The sequence below is a fragment of the Acinetobacter sp. WA-87 genome, from assembly GCF_039938935.1.
GTDB lineage: Bacteria > Pseudomonadota > Gammaproteobacteria > Pseudomonadales > Moraxellaceae > Acinetobacter > Acinetobacter seifertii.
Window position 1 is genome coordinate 822,818 of record NZ_JBDUVF010000001.1, and the last position, 15,010, is coordinate 837,827.

16 protein-coding genes are annotated in these 15,010 nt (G+C 35.3%); 8 read left to right on the forward strand and 8 right to left on the reverse strand.

Annotated features, from left to right (window positions below):
• The first annotated feature begins 124 nt into the window (after nt 1-124).
• Nucleotides 125-823 carry a DUF1826 domain-containing protein gene (locus tag ABFY81_RS03950; protein WP_347913417.1) on the forward strand — a complete coding sequence of 233 codons (699 nt, stop codon included), beginning with the start codon at nt 125-127 and terminating at the stop codon, nt 821-823.
• 94 nt (nt 824-917) lie between these two features.
• Here ABFY81_RS03950 and ABFY81_RS03955 read toward each other — a convergent pair whose 3' ends face one another.
• Nucleotides 918-1,781, reverse strand: a complete 864-nt coding sequence (locus tag ABFY81_RS03955; protein ID WP_100193299.1) for a hypothetical protein — start codon at nt 1,779-1,781, stop codon at nt 918-920.
• Between the two features lie 321 nt (nt 1,782-2,102).
• Between ABFY81_RS03955 and ABFY81_RS03960 the strand changes: the two genes are divergently transcribed.
• Nucleotides 2,103-2,675: a TetR/AcrR family transcriptional regulator gene (locus ABFY81_RS03960; RefSeq protein WP_019457351.1), complete on the forward strand. Its 573-nt coding sequence runs from the start codon at nt 2,103-2,105 to the stop codon at nt 2,673-2,675.
• Between the two features lie 351 nt (nt 2,676-3,026).
• Here ABFY81_RS03960 and ABFY81_RS03965 read toward each other — a convergent pair whose 3' ends face one another.
• On the reverse strand, nt 3,027-3,239 hold the full coding sequence (locus ABFY81_RS03965) for a cold-shock protein (RefSeq protein ID WP_002054492.1): 213 nt from the start codon (nt 3,237-3,239) through the stop codon (nt 3,027-3,029).
• Nucleotides 3,240-3,988: 749 nt separating this feature from the next.
• Here ABFY81_RS03965 and ABFY81_RS03970 point away from each other — a divergent pair.
• Nucleotides 3,989-4,711: a type 1 glutamine amidotransferase gene (locus ABFY81_RS03970; protein ID WP_347913094.1), complete on the forward strand. Its 723-nt coding sequence runs from the start codon at nt 3,989-3,991 to the stop codon at nt 4,709-4,711.
• 207 nt (nt 4,712-4,918) lie between these two features.
• Here ABFY81_RS03970 and metC read toward each other — a convergent pair whose 3' ends face one another.
• A complete protein-coding gene (gene metC / locus ABFY81_RS03975; RefSeq protein ID WP_347913095.1) occupies nt 4,919-6,100 on the reverse strand; it encodes a cystathionine beta-lyase in 1,182 nt (393 codons plus the stop codon).
• Between the two features lie 343 nt (nt 6,101-6,443).
• Nucleotides 6,444-6,947 (reverse strand): Lrp/AsnC family transcriptional regulator, encoded by a 504-nt coding sequence (locus ABFY81_RS03980; RefSeq protein WP_347913096.1) that lies wholly within the window; start codon nt 6,945-6,947, stop codon nt 6,444-6,446.
• 206 nt (nt 6,948-7,153) lie between these two features.
• Between ABFY81_RS03980 and ABFY81_RS03985 the strand changes: the two genes are divergently transcribed.
• Nucleotides 7,154-7,474: a pyrimidine/purine nucleoside phosphorylase gene (locus ABFY81_RS03985; RefSeq protein WP_004702576.1), complete on the forward strand. Its 321-nt coding sequence runs from the start codon at nt 7,154-7,156 to the stop codon at nt 7,472-7,474.
• Between the two features lie 120 nt (nt 7,475-7,594).
• Here ABFY81_RS03985 and ABFY81_RS03990 read toward each other — a convergent pair whose 3' ends face one another.
• Nucleotides 7,595-8,299 carry an SDR family oxidoreductase gene (locus tag ABFY81_RS03990; RefSeq protein WP_347913097.1) on the reverse strand — a complete coding sequence of 235 codons (705 nt, stop codon included), beginning with the start codon at nt 8,297-8,299 and terminating at the stop codon, nt 7,595-7,597.
• Between the two features lie 315 nt (nt 8,300-8,614).
• Between ABFY81_RS03990 and ABFY81_RS03995 the strand changes: the two genes are divergently transcribed.
• The 4 genes from ABFY81_RS03995 to ABFY81_RS04010 all read left to right on the forward strand — a co-directional run bounded on the left by ABFY81_RS03995 (nt 8,615) and on the right by ABFY81_RS04010 (nt 13,122).
• The gene (locus tag ABFY81_RS03995; RefSeq protein ID WP_347913098.1) at nt 8,615-9,433 is read left to right on the forward strand and encodes an isocitrate lyase/phosphoenolpyruvate mutase family protein; all 819 of its coding nucleotides are present in this window, start codon (nt 8,615-8,617) and stop codon (nt 9,431-9,433) included.
• A 49-nt stretch (nt 9,434-9,482) separates the two neighbouring features.
• A complete protein-coding gene (locus ABFY81_RS04000; protein WP_347913099.1) occupies nt 9,483-10,067 on the forward strand; it encodes a GNAT family protein in 585 nt (194 codons plus the stop codon).
• A gap of 157 nt (nt 10,068-10,224) precedes the next feature.
• Nucleotides 10,225-12,396 (forward strand): TonB-dependent siderophore receptor, encoded by a 2,172-nt coding sequence (locus ABFY81_RS04005; protein ID WP_347913100.1) that lies wholly within the window; start codon nt 10,225-10,227, stop codon nt 12,394-12,396.
• A 48-nt stretch (nt 12,397-12,444) separates the two neighbouring features.
• Nucleotides 12,445-13,122 carry a hypothetical protein gene (locus ABFY81_RS04010; RefSeq protein WP_151684531.1) on the forward strand — a complete coding sequence of 226 codons (678 nt, stop codon included), beginning with the start codon at nt 12,445-12,447 and terminating at the stop codon, nt 13,120-13,122.
• A gap of 53 nt (nt 13,123-13,175) precedes the next feature.
• On the opposite strand, the gene ABFY81_RS04015 is transcribed toward ABFY81_RS04010, so the two are convergent.
• The 3 genes from ABFY81_RS04015 to ABFY81_RS04025 form a co-directional block, all read right to left on the reverse strand.
• Complete coding sequence (locus ABFY81_RS04015; RefSeq protein WP_347913101.1) at nt 13,176-13,646, reverse strand: spore coat U domain-containing protein; 471 nt, start codon at nt 13,644-13,646, stop codon at nt 13,176-13,178.
• A 440-nt stretch (nt 13,647-14,086) separates the two neighbouring features.
• Complete coding sequence (locus ABFY81_RS04020; protein WP_347913102.1) at nt 14,087-14,368, reverse strand: YciI family protein; 282 nt, start codon at nt 14,366-14,368, stop codon at nt 14,087-14,089.
• A 2-nt stretch (nt 14,369-14,370) separates the two neighbouring features.
• Complete coding sequence (locus ABFY81_RS04025) at nt 14,371-15,003, reverse strand: NAD(P)H-dependent oxidoreductase (RefSeq protein WP_347913103.1); 633 nt, start codon at nt 15,001-15,003, stop codon at nt 14,371-14,373.
• Between the last annotated feature and the right edge of the window lie 7 nt (nt 15,004-15,010).

Here is a 15,010-nt window from a genome sequence, read left to right on the forward strand (position 1 = left end):
CCCAAAGTTCATATCATTATTGTACTTTTCTTGCATTATATTCATTTTTTAACAACTAAAGATTGCAGCCCTAGAAGCGCTAAACGTGTATGATTGGCAGGGTTTTGAGCGATTTAAATTTCATATGACAAATACATTTTCTGACCACAAGCAAGTTGAAGTGGTGTCTACTTTTGCTGAACTTGTAAATACACATTTTCAGGGAGATAAGAATGCTATTTGTTGGCACAGAAATTTGCTTGGCGACTTTAAAGAAATTGTGGCTAAGCTTGAGTTAAAAGAAAATATTACCGAAATTTCTACTGAAGACCTGTTAGCAGTTAAGCTTTCAGAACAAGGTGATTTGGCTCGAGACATTATTTTAAAAGACATGCAGCTTTTAACTGATATGGGTGCATCGCCTGTACTTAATTTACTTAAACATTATGAACGTGATGAAGAGCTAGATTTTATTTCAACAGATGTCTATTCATTTCATGTTGATCGTTCCCCTATAGAAACTGATACTTTTTTATGTACCTATCACGGCGCGGCCAGCGATATTGTGCCTAATGATCAGGTTGAACAAAAAGTTTTAATTCCAGAAATTAGAGAAAAACTCAAAGCATTACACAACGGCCCAGAAACGGAATTTGAAAGCTTTTTAGCAGAGTATTTTTTTGATTTACATTACCAGCCTAAAGCCCATGCACAACCTATAAATTTGGGTACAGGACACTTGTGGCGTTTGGCGGTAGATCATCCCACTCAAAAGGTTTTACCGTGTGTGCATAGAGCACCAGTTGAAAATGATGGTGAATATCGGTTGCTGTTAATTTGTTAGCTTATGCGTATAAGATTAAGATAAAACCACCAATAAAAAAGCCTACCCACTATTGGATAAGCTTTCGTGAAGCATTCGGAATGGAATATTAAGTTTATGCCAGTTTTTTTGTCTCCATAAAATCGACATAAGCAATTTGGGCATCCCAAAATTCATTCCATAAAGCGCAGTACTCCATACACAGCTTGGTAAGACTTTCATAATCATCTTTGGTTATGCCTTGAGCCAATGCAAACCACAAGTCATCTTCATGATCATCATCTGCTGCTTCTGATGTCTCGTCAGTCGATACACCATGTACATGGTAATAGCCACCACCCTCAACCTCAATTCCAACAGCCTTAGTCGCCTCACGTAGCGGAGGACTAAAAAGAATGACTTCTTCTTCTGCAACCGCAAGCAATGCAACAACTTTAATATAACTATCGTATGAAGATTCTAAAAACGTTCTTACCTGATCTGCGATTTTTGAAGGATGGTATGATCTTCGATCCTGTTCATTTAGACCATAATCATTAAGTAAATCTTCATAAAGTGGATAATGTGCATATTCAGGATTACCCAAATAATAATTATCTTGGTCTGTTCCAGGTCGAAAACCAAATTCATCTAGTATATTTAAACTTAATAAAACACGTGGGAACATTTTAGCTCCAGAGTGTAATTTCGGTTCTAATTGTTTAGTCTGAAATTGAGCCATTAATAAAGCATCCGTAAATACTTGTACAATAGCGTGACGATATTCCAAATGAATTTTTGTTAAGGTAAATTTATCAAGCTGTCCGTTATTTAAAATTTCAATTGCTGGATGTGTACATACTGGTAATTTAGCGATTTTTTCTCTTAATTGTTTGAGAAATGCTAGATTTTCTTCCCACTGTTGTGAAGGAATACTATTCTTCATCCCCAGTAAAGCTTTTTGTCTTGGATTATTAAAATCTTCAAATTTTTTTGACATAATCATTCTCAATAACAAATTAATTCTTATAGTTAGGTTTTGAGTTCTCCATTATTTTAATTGCGCATTCATTTGCTACTCAATAAAATTGTATACTCATCCCTAAACAATTCGATATTAGGTTTATTATTTACACAAATCAATCCATGTTTTAATAAATTTTTTTAATAAATTAATTAACAATTGATAGCAAAAAATATTGTCATTTTTATTATTTCATCTGTTGTATTACGACAATCTTTTCAATATGATTGAAATTAACTTTTATAAGAGACCACTTTAAAAAGAAACGGAATTCAAAAGTTTACAATGGGGAAATTGATGTCAAAAAGAGACACTATTATAACAACAGCTATAGCCCTTTTTAATCAGAAAAGCTATAACGGCATTGGAATTGACAAAATTATTGCTGAATCTAATGTAGCAAAAATGACATTCTACAAGTATTTTCCGTCCAAGGAAAATTTAATAGAATCATGCCTTTACAAGAGAAATTCCGACATTCAGGCAGCTATATTAGAAAGAATCAATACTAAAGATTTGCCTTTAGTTCAGCTCAGGAGCTTATTTGATTGGTATATTGACTGGATTTATACCGACGATTTTAATGGCTGCTTATTTAAAAAGGCGACCATGGAAGTTGTACAAGTTTATCCTTCAGTAAAAAATCCTATTAACGACTATCGTAAATGGATCTATACGCTTGTTTTTTCGATATTAATTAAAGTTTATGTTGAGGATCCTGAAGCATTAACTACACTATTTCTGAATATTCTTGATGGCATTATTATTGATGGCACAATTGATAAAGGTTTAGTTAATCGGGAAAAAACATGGTCTTATATTATTAAAATAATTGAGCTTGAAAAAACAGAAGCACGCATCGCTAGTTAAATTATATAAAAGAGATTTTTACATCAATTAAAAGATCTGTTTTAAAATTTCAGTTAACATCAAATTTATTAAAGCCTTATATTTACTCAATGTAATATAAGGTTTTATATACCTCTTATATTATTCTCATACGATTAAGCGATTTTTTAAGTTTCAGGATGAGAAATCCTTGAGCTAACAGGTTCAATTTAAAATTGTTCTTCAAACTATCCTTTCTCTTCATCAAAAAGTCTTAGTACAAATCATTCAGACAACACTTGATTAGAGTTTGGTGGGGCTAAGATGAAATTATTCTTTTTTAGTCAATAAAAAAGCCCTCAAATGAGGGCTTTTTCTATTCTACAGTACTAATTACTGAGGAATGATGTTTGTAGCGCTAGGGCCTTTTTGACCTTGCACAACATTAAAAGTCACGCGTTGACCTTCATGTAAAGTTTTGAAGCCAGAAGAAGCGATTTCTTTGAAGTGAGCAAAAACGTCTGGACCTGAATCTTGTTGGATAAAACCGAAACCTTTAGTTTCGTTGAACCACTTAACTGTACCAGTAGCTGTGTTGTTAGACATGATATACATCCTATTGATTTTTAAGAACTTGTGCCATGAGACATGACGGGTTTAACTTGGAAAAAATAACGAATTGAGCTTAAGATCTTAAAAACGGAGGATTATGAATAAAGCTTCGATACTAAAAGAGGATTTACTAAACTAATAAGTCTTTTTTCTAGTTGACTTCATTATACATCAAAAGAACACTTATTCAAGCAATTTATATAAATTAATTTATTGATTCTACAGCAAACATTCGCTTACATTTGTAAAAAACAATTACAATTTATTATATAAACAAATAGTAAATAATTTTCTATTTAATAGTTTAAAATTTTAAAACTATACTAAATGGAAATATAACTACAAATAATGAATAAAAAAACATACTCATAGTCTTTATCAAATACAACAACTTACAATTTTTAAGTATATTTTTATATAATGTTAAAAATCATTATCACTTATTAATTTTTTGAATAAGCACATAAATAAAAATATTTAAGAAATTTATCTTTAAATCACAGTTACAACAAGAAAAATTAAATATAATTTAAAATTATTAAATAAATTAAATGATTATTTTTATTTTATATTCTTTTTTTTCAAATAATCGAATTAGCAACAACTGCAAAGAATATACCAAACTGGACCATATAACTTTGAAAAACTGGATGTGTTCACTAGCCCTTAAGCTTCATAACCTATCTTTGGCTTAGATCTAGCAATAAACCTATCTATACCTTCTTTGAATTTAGGGAACTATCATGCACCTACATTTTATTGTTCATGAAGATTTTGAAGCACCTGGTGCATATGAAATTTGGGGTCAAAATAATCACTGTAAAATGACATATTCAAGAGTGTATTTAAATGACCCCTTACCTTCTACGGTTGAAGAAATAGATTTCCTGATTGTAATGGGTGGCCCACAAAGTCCAGATACACCCATTGCTGCGTGTCCTCATTTTAATTCACTTGCTGAACAAGCGGTTATTAAGAAAGCCATCCAAGCAAACAAAGTCGTTTTAGGGGTATGTTTAGGTTCACAGCTCATTGGTGAAGCTTTAGGTGCCAAGTTTGAACATAGCCCTGAAAGAGAAATTGGTAAGTTTCCTATTATACTGACAGAGTATGGTTTAAAAAATTCTCTATTTTCACATTTAGGAAAAATGACAGAAGTTGGCCACTGGCACAATGATATGCCCGGGTTAACCAGCGATGCAAAAATTATTGCTTTTAGTTCAGGCTGTCCGCGACAAATCGTTGAATACTCAAAATTAGTTTATGGTTTGCAATGTCATATGGAACTAACGCCTGAAGTTGTTGAATTACTCATTCAACATTCAGCAACTGAACTCAATCAAGCTCATGATTATAAATTTGTTAATACCCGAGAAGAATTGAGGAGTCATGACTACCAAGAAATGAACCAAAACTTGTTTATTTTCCTAGATAAATTAAAAGATGAGTATTTAAAACTTAGCTAAATGATGGCAAAGCCCTTTTAATAGGGCTTTCTTTCATAAAATTAGATGATCTATAAAGTTTAAATTCGCTTTTGCACCGACAGTAAACGAACATAATATCGCAGCAACAGAATCCCAATTAGTAGATGGTCGCTATACAATATCTAATAAAATGATAGCGTCTGTCACACATAAAGCGGCTGATGTGCAAAGTTAGGTTTAAGATGACTATATAACACTTTCAACAAGCATTTGTTCTGCGCACTTTAGTGCATATTCCAAATCTTTTTCTAAATCGACCACCGATTCTAGTCCGATATTTAAACGTACTAAATAACCATCTTTAGGTAGATTCGTATGGGTTCGATAAGCTTGTCCAACAGGTAAAATCAGACTTTCAAACCCACCCCAAGACAAACCAATGTGAAATAATTGCAATGAATCAAAGAATTTTTGCACATAAGAAGGTTCAGATTCTTTTAAATAAAAAGCAAATACTCCAGATGAACCATGAAAATCTCTTAACCACAAATCATGATAAGGGCTGGTTTCTAAGCCCGGATGAAGCACTTCCTTAATAGCCGGATGCGTTGCTAGAAATCGAGCAATAATGAGAGCACTATTTTGATGCTGTTTTAATCTTACTGCCAAACTTCGCAGGCCACGTGAAGCCAAATAAATGTCGTCTGGGCTTGTGGTCTCTCCAAACAAATGACCTGTTTTCGTGAGTTGCTCGTATGTTTCGGCATTTGCAGTAGCCACGCCCATGAGTATGTCAGAATGGCCACCAATGTATTTGGTTACGGACTGAATAGAAATATCAGCACCATGCTTTAAGGGTTGAAAAAGTAACGGCGTTGCCCAAGAGTTATCGACTAATACTTTTGCGCTATATTGATGACTAATTGCAGAAATTGCCGCAACATCACTCAGTTCAAATGTCATTGAACCCGGTGACTCAATAAACACCACACTAGTACGATGATTAATTTTTTCAGTTAATGCCTCAAGGTTAGTAGAGTCAAAATATTCAACACTTACCCCCATTCTGGCTAATATATTGTCAGCAAAGTTTCGCGTTGGGCCATAGATGTTATCGGCAATCAAGACATGGCTATTTGCTTCTACACAAGCCATAAGTGCATGTGTACATGCCGATAACCCAGATGGAAACACCATACTACCCGCACCACCCTCAAGCGCATTGATTGCACTTTCAAAAGATTTAGCTGTTGCAGCACCGAAACGGCCGTAATGTCGATACACCCCACCATTTCGTTTAAATTCTTCCCACTCACTAAAGCTATTTACAACAATAGTCGAACCACGAAAAACAGGTGTATTGACTAGACCATCAAAGCGCTCGGGTGTTCGTCCTAAATTAATGACATCTGTGCTGAATTGATTCACTTTTATATTCCAAGAAACATATCAACTTTATTACCAATTCATGATAGTGAGGTTTCAATGGATATAAATTTTAATCTTTTCTATTCTTTATCCTAAAATTAGATTTATATTTCTTATTTTTACTTAAAATTAGAATTTTAATCCAATATTTATTTCTTATAGTAAAATATGATTTTATAGTGTCCTGTGTAGATCTGCTTGTTGTTCGAACTAGCTCTTATGAAAGGTACTTCTCACACTATTCTACATCCATGATTTGCTTTAATTTGTACCGAACGTAAATAAGGTTTAGCTTCTAGCATTTTTGCTGGTCCTTAATTTTTAATAGTATTCGCAGTTTTTATTAGAAAAAATTTAAAGGAAGTTCTGTCGTATATTTAATTTGCTCCATAGCAAAGCTAGAACTCACATCGGCCAATCCGTTAATTTCAATTAATTTTTTATATACTTTATCGAATTCAGCAACATCCGATACAGCAACTTTAAGTAAATAATCTGTTTCACCTGCCATTCTATACACTTCAATCACTTCATCGATGCTATAGATATGAGAATGAAATTTTTGAATCCACTCAATATTGTGTTGTGCTGTTTTAATAAACACCATCACAATCACATTAATGTTGAGTTTTTTACGGTCTAGCAAAGCGACTTTTGCACGAATAATACCCTCTTCTTCCATCTTATGTATTCTGCGCCAACAAGCCGTGTTGCTTAATCCCACCTTTTCCGCAATATCACCTATTGCCAATGTGCAGTCCTTCTGTAGAAGATCTAATATTACACGGTCATATTTATCTAAATTTAACTTCATACCTTCAAGCTTCTCTGCACTATGTGTTTGCAATAAATCAAATCAATGAACAATATATTAGATTGTTATTCTAATTTTAATAAAAAAAAATATTTACCTATGTTTTAAATGATCTCCGCGCATTCGAGACGCATTTATTTGTATTGTTCACTTAATAATCTATTTTTAAAGCTTGAAAGTTTAGATGAGCTTTTATTATTATCTTGTACATATTCGGTACAATAAAAGAGACAAGAAAAATGCCAAATCAATTTGATGCTGTTTCTATAACAAAAAAAGCGAATGTTCATTACGAAGGACACTCAATTAGTCATGTTATTGAACTTGAAGATGGTACAAAAAAGACTTTAGGGGTGATTCTTCCAACAGAAAAAGCTTTAACTTTTAAAACCCACGTTTCAGAACGCATTGAGATCATTTCAGGGAAATGTAGTGTTCAAATTGGCGATGATCCGGATACTAAAGTCTATTCCAGTGGTGAGTCTTTTAATGTTCCTGAAAATAGTAAATTTAAAATTATTACAGATGAAGTGATTGATTACGTCTGCCATTTAGAATGAATCAACATTACAAAACCATACCTTTTATAAGGTATGTTTTCCTATAAATATTTTCATCTTTTCTTAAAAACTAGACGAGATGAAGTTTAAATTTTAGTATTTAAGCACTTTTACAATTATCTATAAGCTTCCACCACCATCAACATTGAGAACTTGGCCGGTAATAAAACCTGCATGATCTGACAATAAAAAAGCGACTGCATGTGCAACATCTTGTGGTGTGCCAATCCGTCCTAAAGGAATGCTTTCTAATATCGCTTTTTCAGCTTCACTTCCAACAGGTCGGGTTTTTCTAAAAAGTTCCGTTTCAATCGGCCCTGGTGCTATACAGTTTACCGTTATTCCAAACTCAGCTAACTCGAGTGCCCAAGTTTTAGTACACCCGACCAAGGCGCTTTTTGCTGCCGAGTATGCTGTGCGTTGTTTTGCTCCGTAAATTGCTCTGCTGCCAATATTAATAATTCGTCCAAAGCGCTGTTCTTTTAGTTGCGCAACAAAATGCTGAGTTACTTGTATAGCCGCTCTTACATTTAAGTTCCAAACCTCCTCCAAGGCAAGAAAGGAAATCTGGCCTAAAGGTTGAGGCAAGCTAATTCCTGAGTTATTTACAATTCCATGTATGACATGAGATTTAGCAATTAATGCTAAGGTTTCTTCAGTTTGTTCTATATTGGATAAATCACAACTAAAAAGCTGTCCGGGAAAGTCTATATGGTCGATATTTCTGGCAATGCCAATGACATGATGTCCCTGCAAGGACAGTTTTTCGCTAATTGCTTTTCCAATACCTTTTGTAGCGCCTGTCACTAAATAAGTGTTTTTCATAGCAGATCCTTATTAGACATAAAAATAGTTTCTGGTTTGTTCTCCCCTGTTAACTACAAAAATAATAAAACACTCACTATGATTTTTTATGACGATAAACAGATTTATATAAATTCAAGAAAACTATAATCAATATCCCCAAAATGGACATGACTTTATTTTGATTTTCTTATTTGAAATGAAGAAGTGGTTGTATTTGTATACATTAAAAAGTTGTTATAGTCATTCGACTTGAGTTGGTCTTTCAATCTCTTAGTTTAAAGGCAAAATTGAGTGACTGAGTTTAAGTAAATACATTAAAAAGAGTACGAAATAATGAAAAATTCAGTCGATGAGAAAAGAAGAATTTTCCGCGATCTCCATAAAGACGGATGCTTTATTTTACCCAACCCTTGGGATGCAGGCAGTGCAAAAATACTCGAACAACTGGGCTATAAAGCACTGGCAACAACAAGCTCAGGTTCTGCATGGTCTTCTGGAAAGGCTGATGGTCAACTCGACCGAGATGAAACCTTGGCACATCTACGTTATATGGTTCAGTCCACTAACCTACCTATCAATGCTGACTTTGAAAGTGGCTTTTCAGATACAACTCAAGGCGTCATTGAAAATGTTCTAATGGCAATTGATACAGGTATAGCGGGTATTTCTATTGAAGATTCAACCGGAAATGGTGAAAAGCCGCTTCGTGATATTCCTGACGCAGTTGAAAGAATACGAGCAGCTCGCGTAGCGATCGACCAAAGCGGAATTAACGTCATGCTTATTGGTCGTGCTGAAAACTTCTTTGTGGGTGTACCCGATTTAGAAGATACCATTAACAGGTTAAAAGCATATTCAGAAGCTGGTGCTGACTGCCTGTATGCGCCTGGTATTAAAACTCGTGAACAAATCATCGCTGTGGTGAATGCCGTTTCACCAAAACCTGTAAACGTTTTAATTGGTTGGGATAGTGATTTAACGGCAGCAGAACTTGCAGACTTGGGTGTAAGACGTATTAGTCTTGGTGGAGCATTAGCTCGTTCAGCTTGGGATGGTTTTATTAAAACAGCAAGTGCGATTGCCGAGTCAGGCAATTTCCATTCGCTCAATACTTCTGTTTCAAGTGGCGATCTTAATAGTCGATTTAAATAAGATTTGGATAAACGGCTTTATTTAGTACTTTTTAGCTAGGACCTCTGTTATGCCTTTAAACATAACTCTTTCAAGCCATCGTATTCGACTACGCATATTAACTATTGAAGATTCAAGAGACTTAGTTACCGCTGCTTCAGATGGAGAACTATGGAACCTCCCTTTCACTGTAGTCCCTTCAGCAGAAACAGTAGATGACTATATTCAGCATGCACTAGAAGGTTACCACGCTGGTACGGTACTTCCTTTTGTAGTCGAAGATATTGCTACAGGAAAAATCATTGGGTCTACCAGATTTTGGAAAATAGATAGAAAAAATTTAAAGTTAGAAATTGGAAGTACTTGGTACTCAAAATCGTGGCAACGAACATACGCAAATACAGAAGCAAAATATTTGCTGCTTCAATATGCCTTTGAAGAGCTAAATTGCGTTAGAGTTCAGTTCACAACAGATGTACTCAATGAAAAATCCCAAAATGCGATTTTAAGACTTGGTGCCCAGAAAGAAGGTGTGGTTAGAAATGAGCGAATCATGCCTGATGGGAGAAAAAGAAATTCAGTCAGATTCAGCATTATTGATGAAGAGTGGCCGAGCATAAAAGATAATCTAATTAAAAAGTTAAATTATTATTAATTTTTCCTACGGCTTTATCACCCACAACCATTGCAAATGAGTCTCATTTATATATACTTTACTCACTTTTTTGAGTCTAGTCAGCACTCTTGTTTGTTCGCTTGAATAGTCGCTCTTTTTTAGCCTTTCACGATTTTTATATCACTTAGGTATACTTATGTTTGCTTTCTCCCCGCGTAAAAATTTAATTACTGTTGAAATTTTAAAACATAGTAGCCCCTTACTTTTATCCCTCATCCCAATGATGTCTTGGGCAGAAACAACCGCGATTCAACCAGCACAACTAGAAACGATTAAGGTTCAGGCTGAAGCAGACTCAAGTTATATCGCAACACAAACGGCGTCGATGCTTAGAGGCAAACAAAAAAATTTAGAAAGCCCGCAAACCGTAAACGTTGTATCCAAGCAATACATGAAAGATTATTTGCCTGCAAACTTGGACAATGCATTGACCCAAGTCAGCGGCATTACGCAGGGTAATACTTTAGGCGGTACACAAGACACAGTAATGAAGCGTGGCTTTGGTGATAACCGTGACGGCTCAATTACCGTAAATGGTATGCCAATTGTGCAAGGCCGAACCATGAATGCGGCAGTTGAACAAGTTGAAGTTTTAAAAGGCCCATCTTCATTGCTCTATGGCATTATGGATCCGGGTGGTGTGGTCAATGTCATTACAAAAAAACCTGAGACTACCCAGAAAACTGAACTTTCCGTTTACGGTTCAAGCTTTGCAGCAGGTAAAAATGGTCTAGGTGCAAGCATAGATACCACAGGCGCAATTAGCGACAGTAACTTTGCTTATCGCTTTATTGCAGATCATTCCGACGCTGACTATTGGCGTAATTTTGGTAATCTCAAACAGACTTTAATTGCTCCGTCTGTCGCATGGGATAATGGTCAAACTAAAGTGAACCTGAGTTATCAATATCGTCACTTTGATGTACCTTTTGACCGCTCTACCGTTTTTGACCCGAAAACCAACAAAGCCCTACCCATCTCTAAATACCAACGTCTAGATGAAGCGTTTAACCAAATGAAAGGCGAAGATCATTTGGCGCAATTGTTGGTAGATCACCAAATTAATGATAACTGGTCGGCTCACTTTGGTTATACCTACAACTACGAAACTTATGATGCTAACCAATTACGTGTAACCAAGTTAGATACAACTAAACATACCGTGACACGCCGTACCGATGCGACTTTAAATGCCCAAAGCGTAGACAGTAATGCTCAAGCATATATTAATGGTTCAACTAATTTGTTTGGTTTAAAGCATGATATTCAGTTCGGTTCAGACATCGAATACCGTAAGTATTTCCGTCCAGATATGGTTCGTGGCAATACTTCAACTTTAGATTATTTAAATCCAAGTTATGGAACTGTTGAAGCATCTCAAAATGTGGTCGCATCAGATAGTGACCAAACAGATAAACTACACACTTACGGTTTTTATGTGCAAGATGCAATTCACTTAAATGAAAAATGGATTGCTGTGCTTGGTGGTCGTTACCTGAACTATCAGCAAACGGCTGGACGTGGCAGACCGTTTAAAGAAAATACCAACACTAACGATGATGCTTGGCTCCCACATGCAGGTTTAGTTTATAAATGGAATGACCAGCTTTCATTCTATGGCAGCTATACCGAGTCACTTAAACCGTCTTCTTCTATTGCACCTTTGGGTGGCGATGCTGTTATTAACTCTGATGTTCAACCTGAACAAGCCAAGTCTTATGAAGTTGGTGCAAAATATGAGTTAAATGACCGTATCAAAGCTAACTTTGCACTCTACGATATTAAAAAGCGTAATGTTTTAGCTAAAGTGACTAACTCATCAACTGGTGAAGTTGAACTACATACTACGGGTGCAGTTCGTTCTAAAGGTGCTGAGCTTGACCTGACAGGACGTGTAACCGATCAACTTGATGCAACCCTCACCTATGCCTATACAGATGCGAAAGTAACTGAAGATGAAAGCGGCCTTGAAGGCAATCGCTTAAATAATGTAGCGAAAAATACTGCTTCTTTAGCATTGGCATATAACTATGGTGAACTTTACAACGGTAATTTACGTTTTGGCGTAAGCGGTAATTATGTGGGTAAACGCGCTGGCGATTCGGAAAATACCTTTGACCTGCCTGACTACACCCTTGCCAATGCCTTTGTAAGTTATGACACGACTATTGCCAAACAAGCAGTCACGTTCCAATTTAATTTAAATAATATCTTCGACAAAACCTACTACACAGCCAGCGTCAACAATTTAGCCGTGTCTCAAGGTGACTCTCGCCAAGCAGTATTACGTGCAACCTTTAAATTTTAAAACATGGGATCAGAGCAGTGCCTAAATCACTGCTCTTTTGAGAACATTATGAAAAAGCTTCTTTCCGTTGTCCTGTTGATTGGCACATTGTTTAGCTCAGCAGTTTATGCTCAAACACGAATTGCCCTCATCTCTCAAGTTAAAGGTGCATCGGCTGGTACAGATATTGCCATTCAAAAATACTTGCAAAGCAAGGGCTATCAAGTTGAGGTATTAGATCAATCTGTTTCACCAAACACCTTAAAGAACACAGATTTAGTCATTATTTCATCTACAGTTGCTTCTAAAAACCTTCAATCTGGTTGGCGTCAACTACCCCTTCCACTCATGACGTGGGAAAACGATTATCTTGATGACTTGGCTATGACAGGTAAACGTATAAATACCGATTTTGGCGAAGTCGAGAAAGAACGTTATTTGTGGTTGGTCAATGCGCCGCATCCATTGTCTGCGCATCTTCCTGCCGGAACCCGCAATGTGTATAAAGCTCAAGCTCCTATGAGTTGGGGTAAGCCGGGTTTAGGTGCCACCATTATCGCAACGATTTATGGACAACCTGAGAAAGTCGCAATTTGGGGATATGAAAAAGGTGCAACCATGGATTATGAATCTTTAGCGCCAGCAAAACGTCTCATGTTCTTTCTTAACAATGACACGTTTACCAATCTATCTGACGATGGCTTAAAACTGTTTGATGCCTCAATTCAATGGCTCACCAATAAATAAAATCATTTATACAGCTCTCAAGGTCTTATTAATTACACCTTGCAGAGCTGCGATTAGTAGACAACATTTACACGAACCCAATCTTCATACTTTGTAGCCTGCACATTGGTACTCGACTTAATTACTCCATAAATAGGTATATTTTCTTTCATTCCTGTTGCGATTCCTGAGTGCATTTTACTTGCTACATTTCCCCAAATTTGAGTATGCCCTGCATCTTGATACAGTATATATGCGACAGAGGCAGGACTTGTAGCAGATTTAAGCTCAAAATTATTGTCGGAAGTTACGGCCAATTGATACGGTGTATTATGGTTACATTGGACAGTTACATCGGTTCTAGCGGCAGCAACTGGCTGCGCACGTACAACTGAACCGAAATCTAAATTTCCTTGTGTTGAGACTTCACAACTTTCTACAATAGTTAAGCTAACCTTTAATGACGTAGATGCGCTTGCAGCCTCTGCACTATTTATTAAGAGTATTCCTATAAGAGAAAATAAGGCGTGTTTAATGAGTTTCATTTCTTCTCCTTATCTTTATGTTCTAATGTCTTGTCAAATTTATAATGTCATTTTTCTGTTTTACTAAAGAAACAGTTTTTTCAGGTTCGTTTTATTTATAAAGCTTAATATTGCATACTGTCAATCGATAATAATCACATGATTTTCATATTACTCTTATAATTTGTGATGCATTCAACGTAATTAATTTAGTTTAAAAAGTAGTTAATATTTTTTATTCCTGTTAATTACATTTAATAAACTATTTCATTAGGAGTTGAAAACTAGCAGATACCTCAATGTAATAGGTACTTAAAAATCATTTTTTTAAATGCTGAAGCTTAACAAAGTTTAATTTACCAACCTTATTAAGCTGCATTTTAAAAATCAAAAATTGATTTAAATTAACAGTTTATCTTTTTAAACAATAGCTAAATAAATTATTACCCCCTTATCTAAAGTTAAAATAGAAAGTTTTTATTTTTAATGATTGAAGATAATTTCTTTACTTCAATTTCGACCAAATCAAATTCAACGAATGGATCACTCTTAAGAACATCTTGAAGATGATCTTTATTAACGAGTGTACTTAGAATAAAACCAGCGTTTTCATTTTCGATAGGTCCAGCAAAGATGAAATGACCCAAATCAATGTTTTCCTTCAACCATGCTTTGTGACTTTCAAGATGCTTACGAATGATCTCATCTGAAACTTTATAAGTTAACGTAATACATGAAAGCATAATCAATCTTCTCTTTTACTTAAGTTGCTAATGACTTCATCAATACTCGACAAAGCTTTTTGAATTTCAATATCTTTAATGGCTGGGGCTTTTGATGTTCCCTCTGCTCTAACAAAGTAAATATCTTTAATACCTAAAAAATTGAAAAAAGCTGTGATGTATTTTTCTTGGAAGTCCATATGAGAGAAAGGCTCTTTTGAATAGAATCCTCCTCTTGCAGATAAAATTACTACTTTACGCCCTTCTGATAAGCCTACGGGGCCATTTTCAGTATACTTAAATGTTTTACCAACCTGTGCAATTCGGTCAAACCATGCTTTTAACTGAGTGGGAATAGAAAAGTTATACATAGGGGCTGAGATTATAATGAGTTCACTATTTAAGAACTCGGCAACCAACTCATCGGAAAGCTGATGTTCTTTAATTACATTTTCATCAGAAATATTTATATTTAAGTTTCTAAAACCTGCCGCGATTTCTCCTGTTAAATGGCTTATAGGATCTTTAACAATATCTCTATAAGTAATTTCATTTTGATGATCTGCTTCATTCAAGCGTTCTATAAATGTAGCTGCCAGTTTTCGAGATATAGATTGTTCGCCAAGAATACTCGAATCAATATGTAAAATTTTCATAAATACC

Excerpts from the sequence above, each read along its gene's own strand:
- ABFY81_RS03950 (WP_347913417.1), top strand. The coding sequence starts at position 125 with ATGACAAATACATTTTCTGACCACAAGCAAGTTGAAGTGGTGTCTACT.
- ABFY81_RS03955 (WP_100193299.1), bottom strand. The coding sequence starts at position 1,781 with ATGTCAAAAAAATTTGAAGATTTTAATAATCCAAGACAAAAAGCTTTA.
- ABFY81_RS03960 (WP_019457351.1), top strand. The coding sequence starts at position 2,103 with ATGTCAAAAAGAGACACTATTATAACAACAGCTATAGCCCTTTTTAAT.
- ABFY81_RS03965 (WP_002054492.1), bottom strand. The coding sequence starts at position 3,239 with ATGTCTAACAACACAGCTACTGGTACAGTTAAGTGGTTCAACGAAACT.
- ABFY81_RS03970 (WP_347913094.1), top strand. The coding sequence starts at position 3,989 with ATGCACCTACATTTTATTGTTCATGAAGATTTTGAAGCACCTGGTGCA.
- ABFY81_RS03985 (WP_004702576.1), top strand. The coding sequence starts at position 7,154 with ATGCCAAATCAATTTGATGCTGTTTCTATAACAAAAAAAGCGAATGTT.
- ABFY81_RS03990 (WP_347913097.1), bottom strand. The coding sequence starts at position 8,299 with ATGAAAAACACTTATTTAGTGACAGGCGCTACAAAAGGTATTGGAAAA.
- ABFY81_RS03995 (WP_347913098.1), top strand. The coding sequence starts at position 8,615 with ATGAAAAATTCAGTCGATGAGAAAAGAAGAATTTTCCGCGATCTCCAT.
- ABFY81_RS04000 (WP_347913099.1), top strand. The coding sequence starts at position 9,483 with ATGCCTTTAAACATAACTCTTTCAAGCCATCGTATTCGACTACGCATA.
- ABFY81_RS04005 (WP_347913100.1), top strand. The coding sequence starts at position 10,225 with ATGTTTGCTTTCTCCCCGCGTAAAAATTTAATTACTGTTGAAATTTTA.
- ABFY81_RS04010 (WP_151684531.1), top strand. The coding sequence starts at position 12,445 with ATGAAAAAGCTTCTTTCCGTTGTCCTGTTGATTGGCACATTGTTTAGC.
- ABFY81_RS04015 (WP_347913101.1), bottom strand. The coding sequence starts at position 13,646 with ATGAAACTCATTAAACACGCCTTATTTTCTCTTATAGGAATACTCTTA.
- ABFY81_RS04020 (WP_347913102.1), bottom strand. The coding sequence starts at position 14,368 with ATGCTTTCATGTATTACGTTAACTTATAAAGTTTCAGATGAGATCATT.
- ABFY81_RS04025 (WP_347913103.1), bottom strand. The coding sequence starts at position 15,003 with ATGAAAATTTTACATATTGATTCGAGTATTCTTGGCGAACAATCTATA.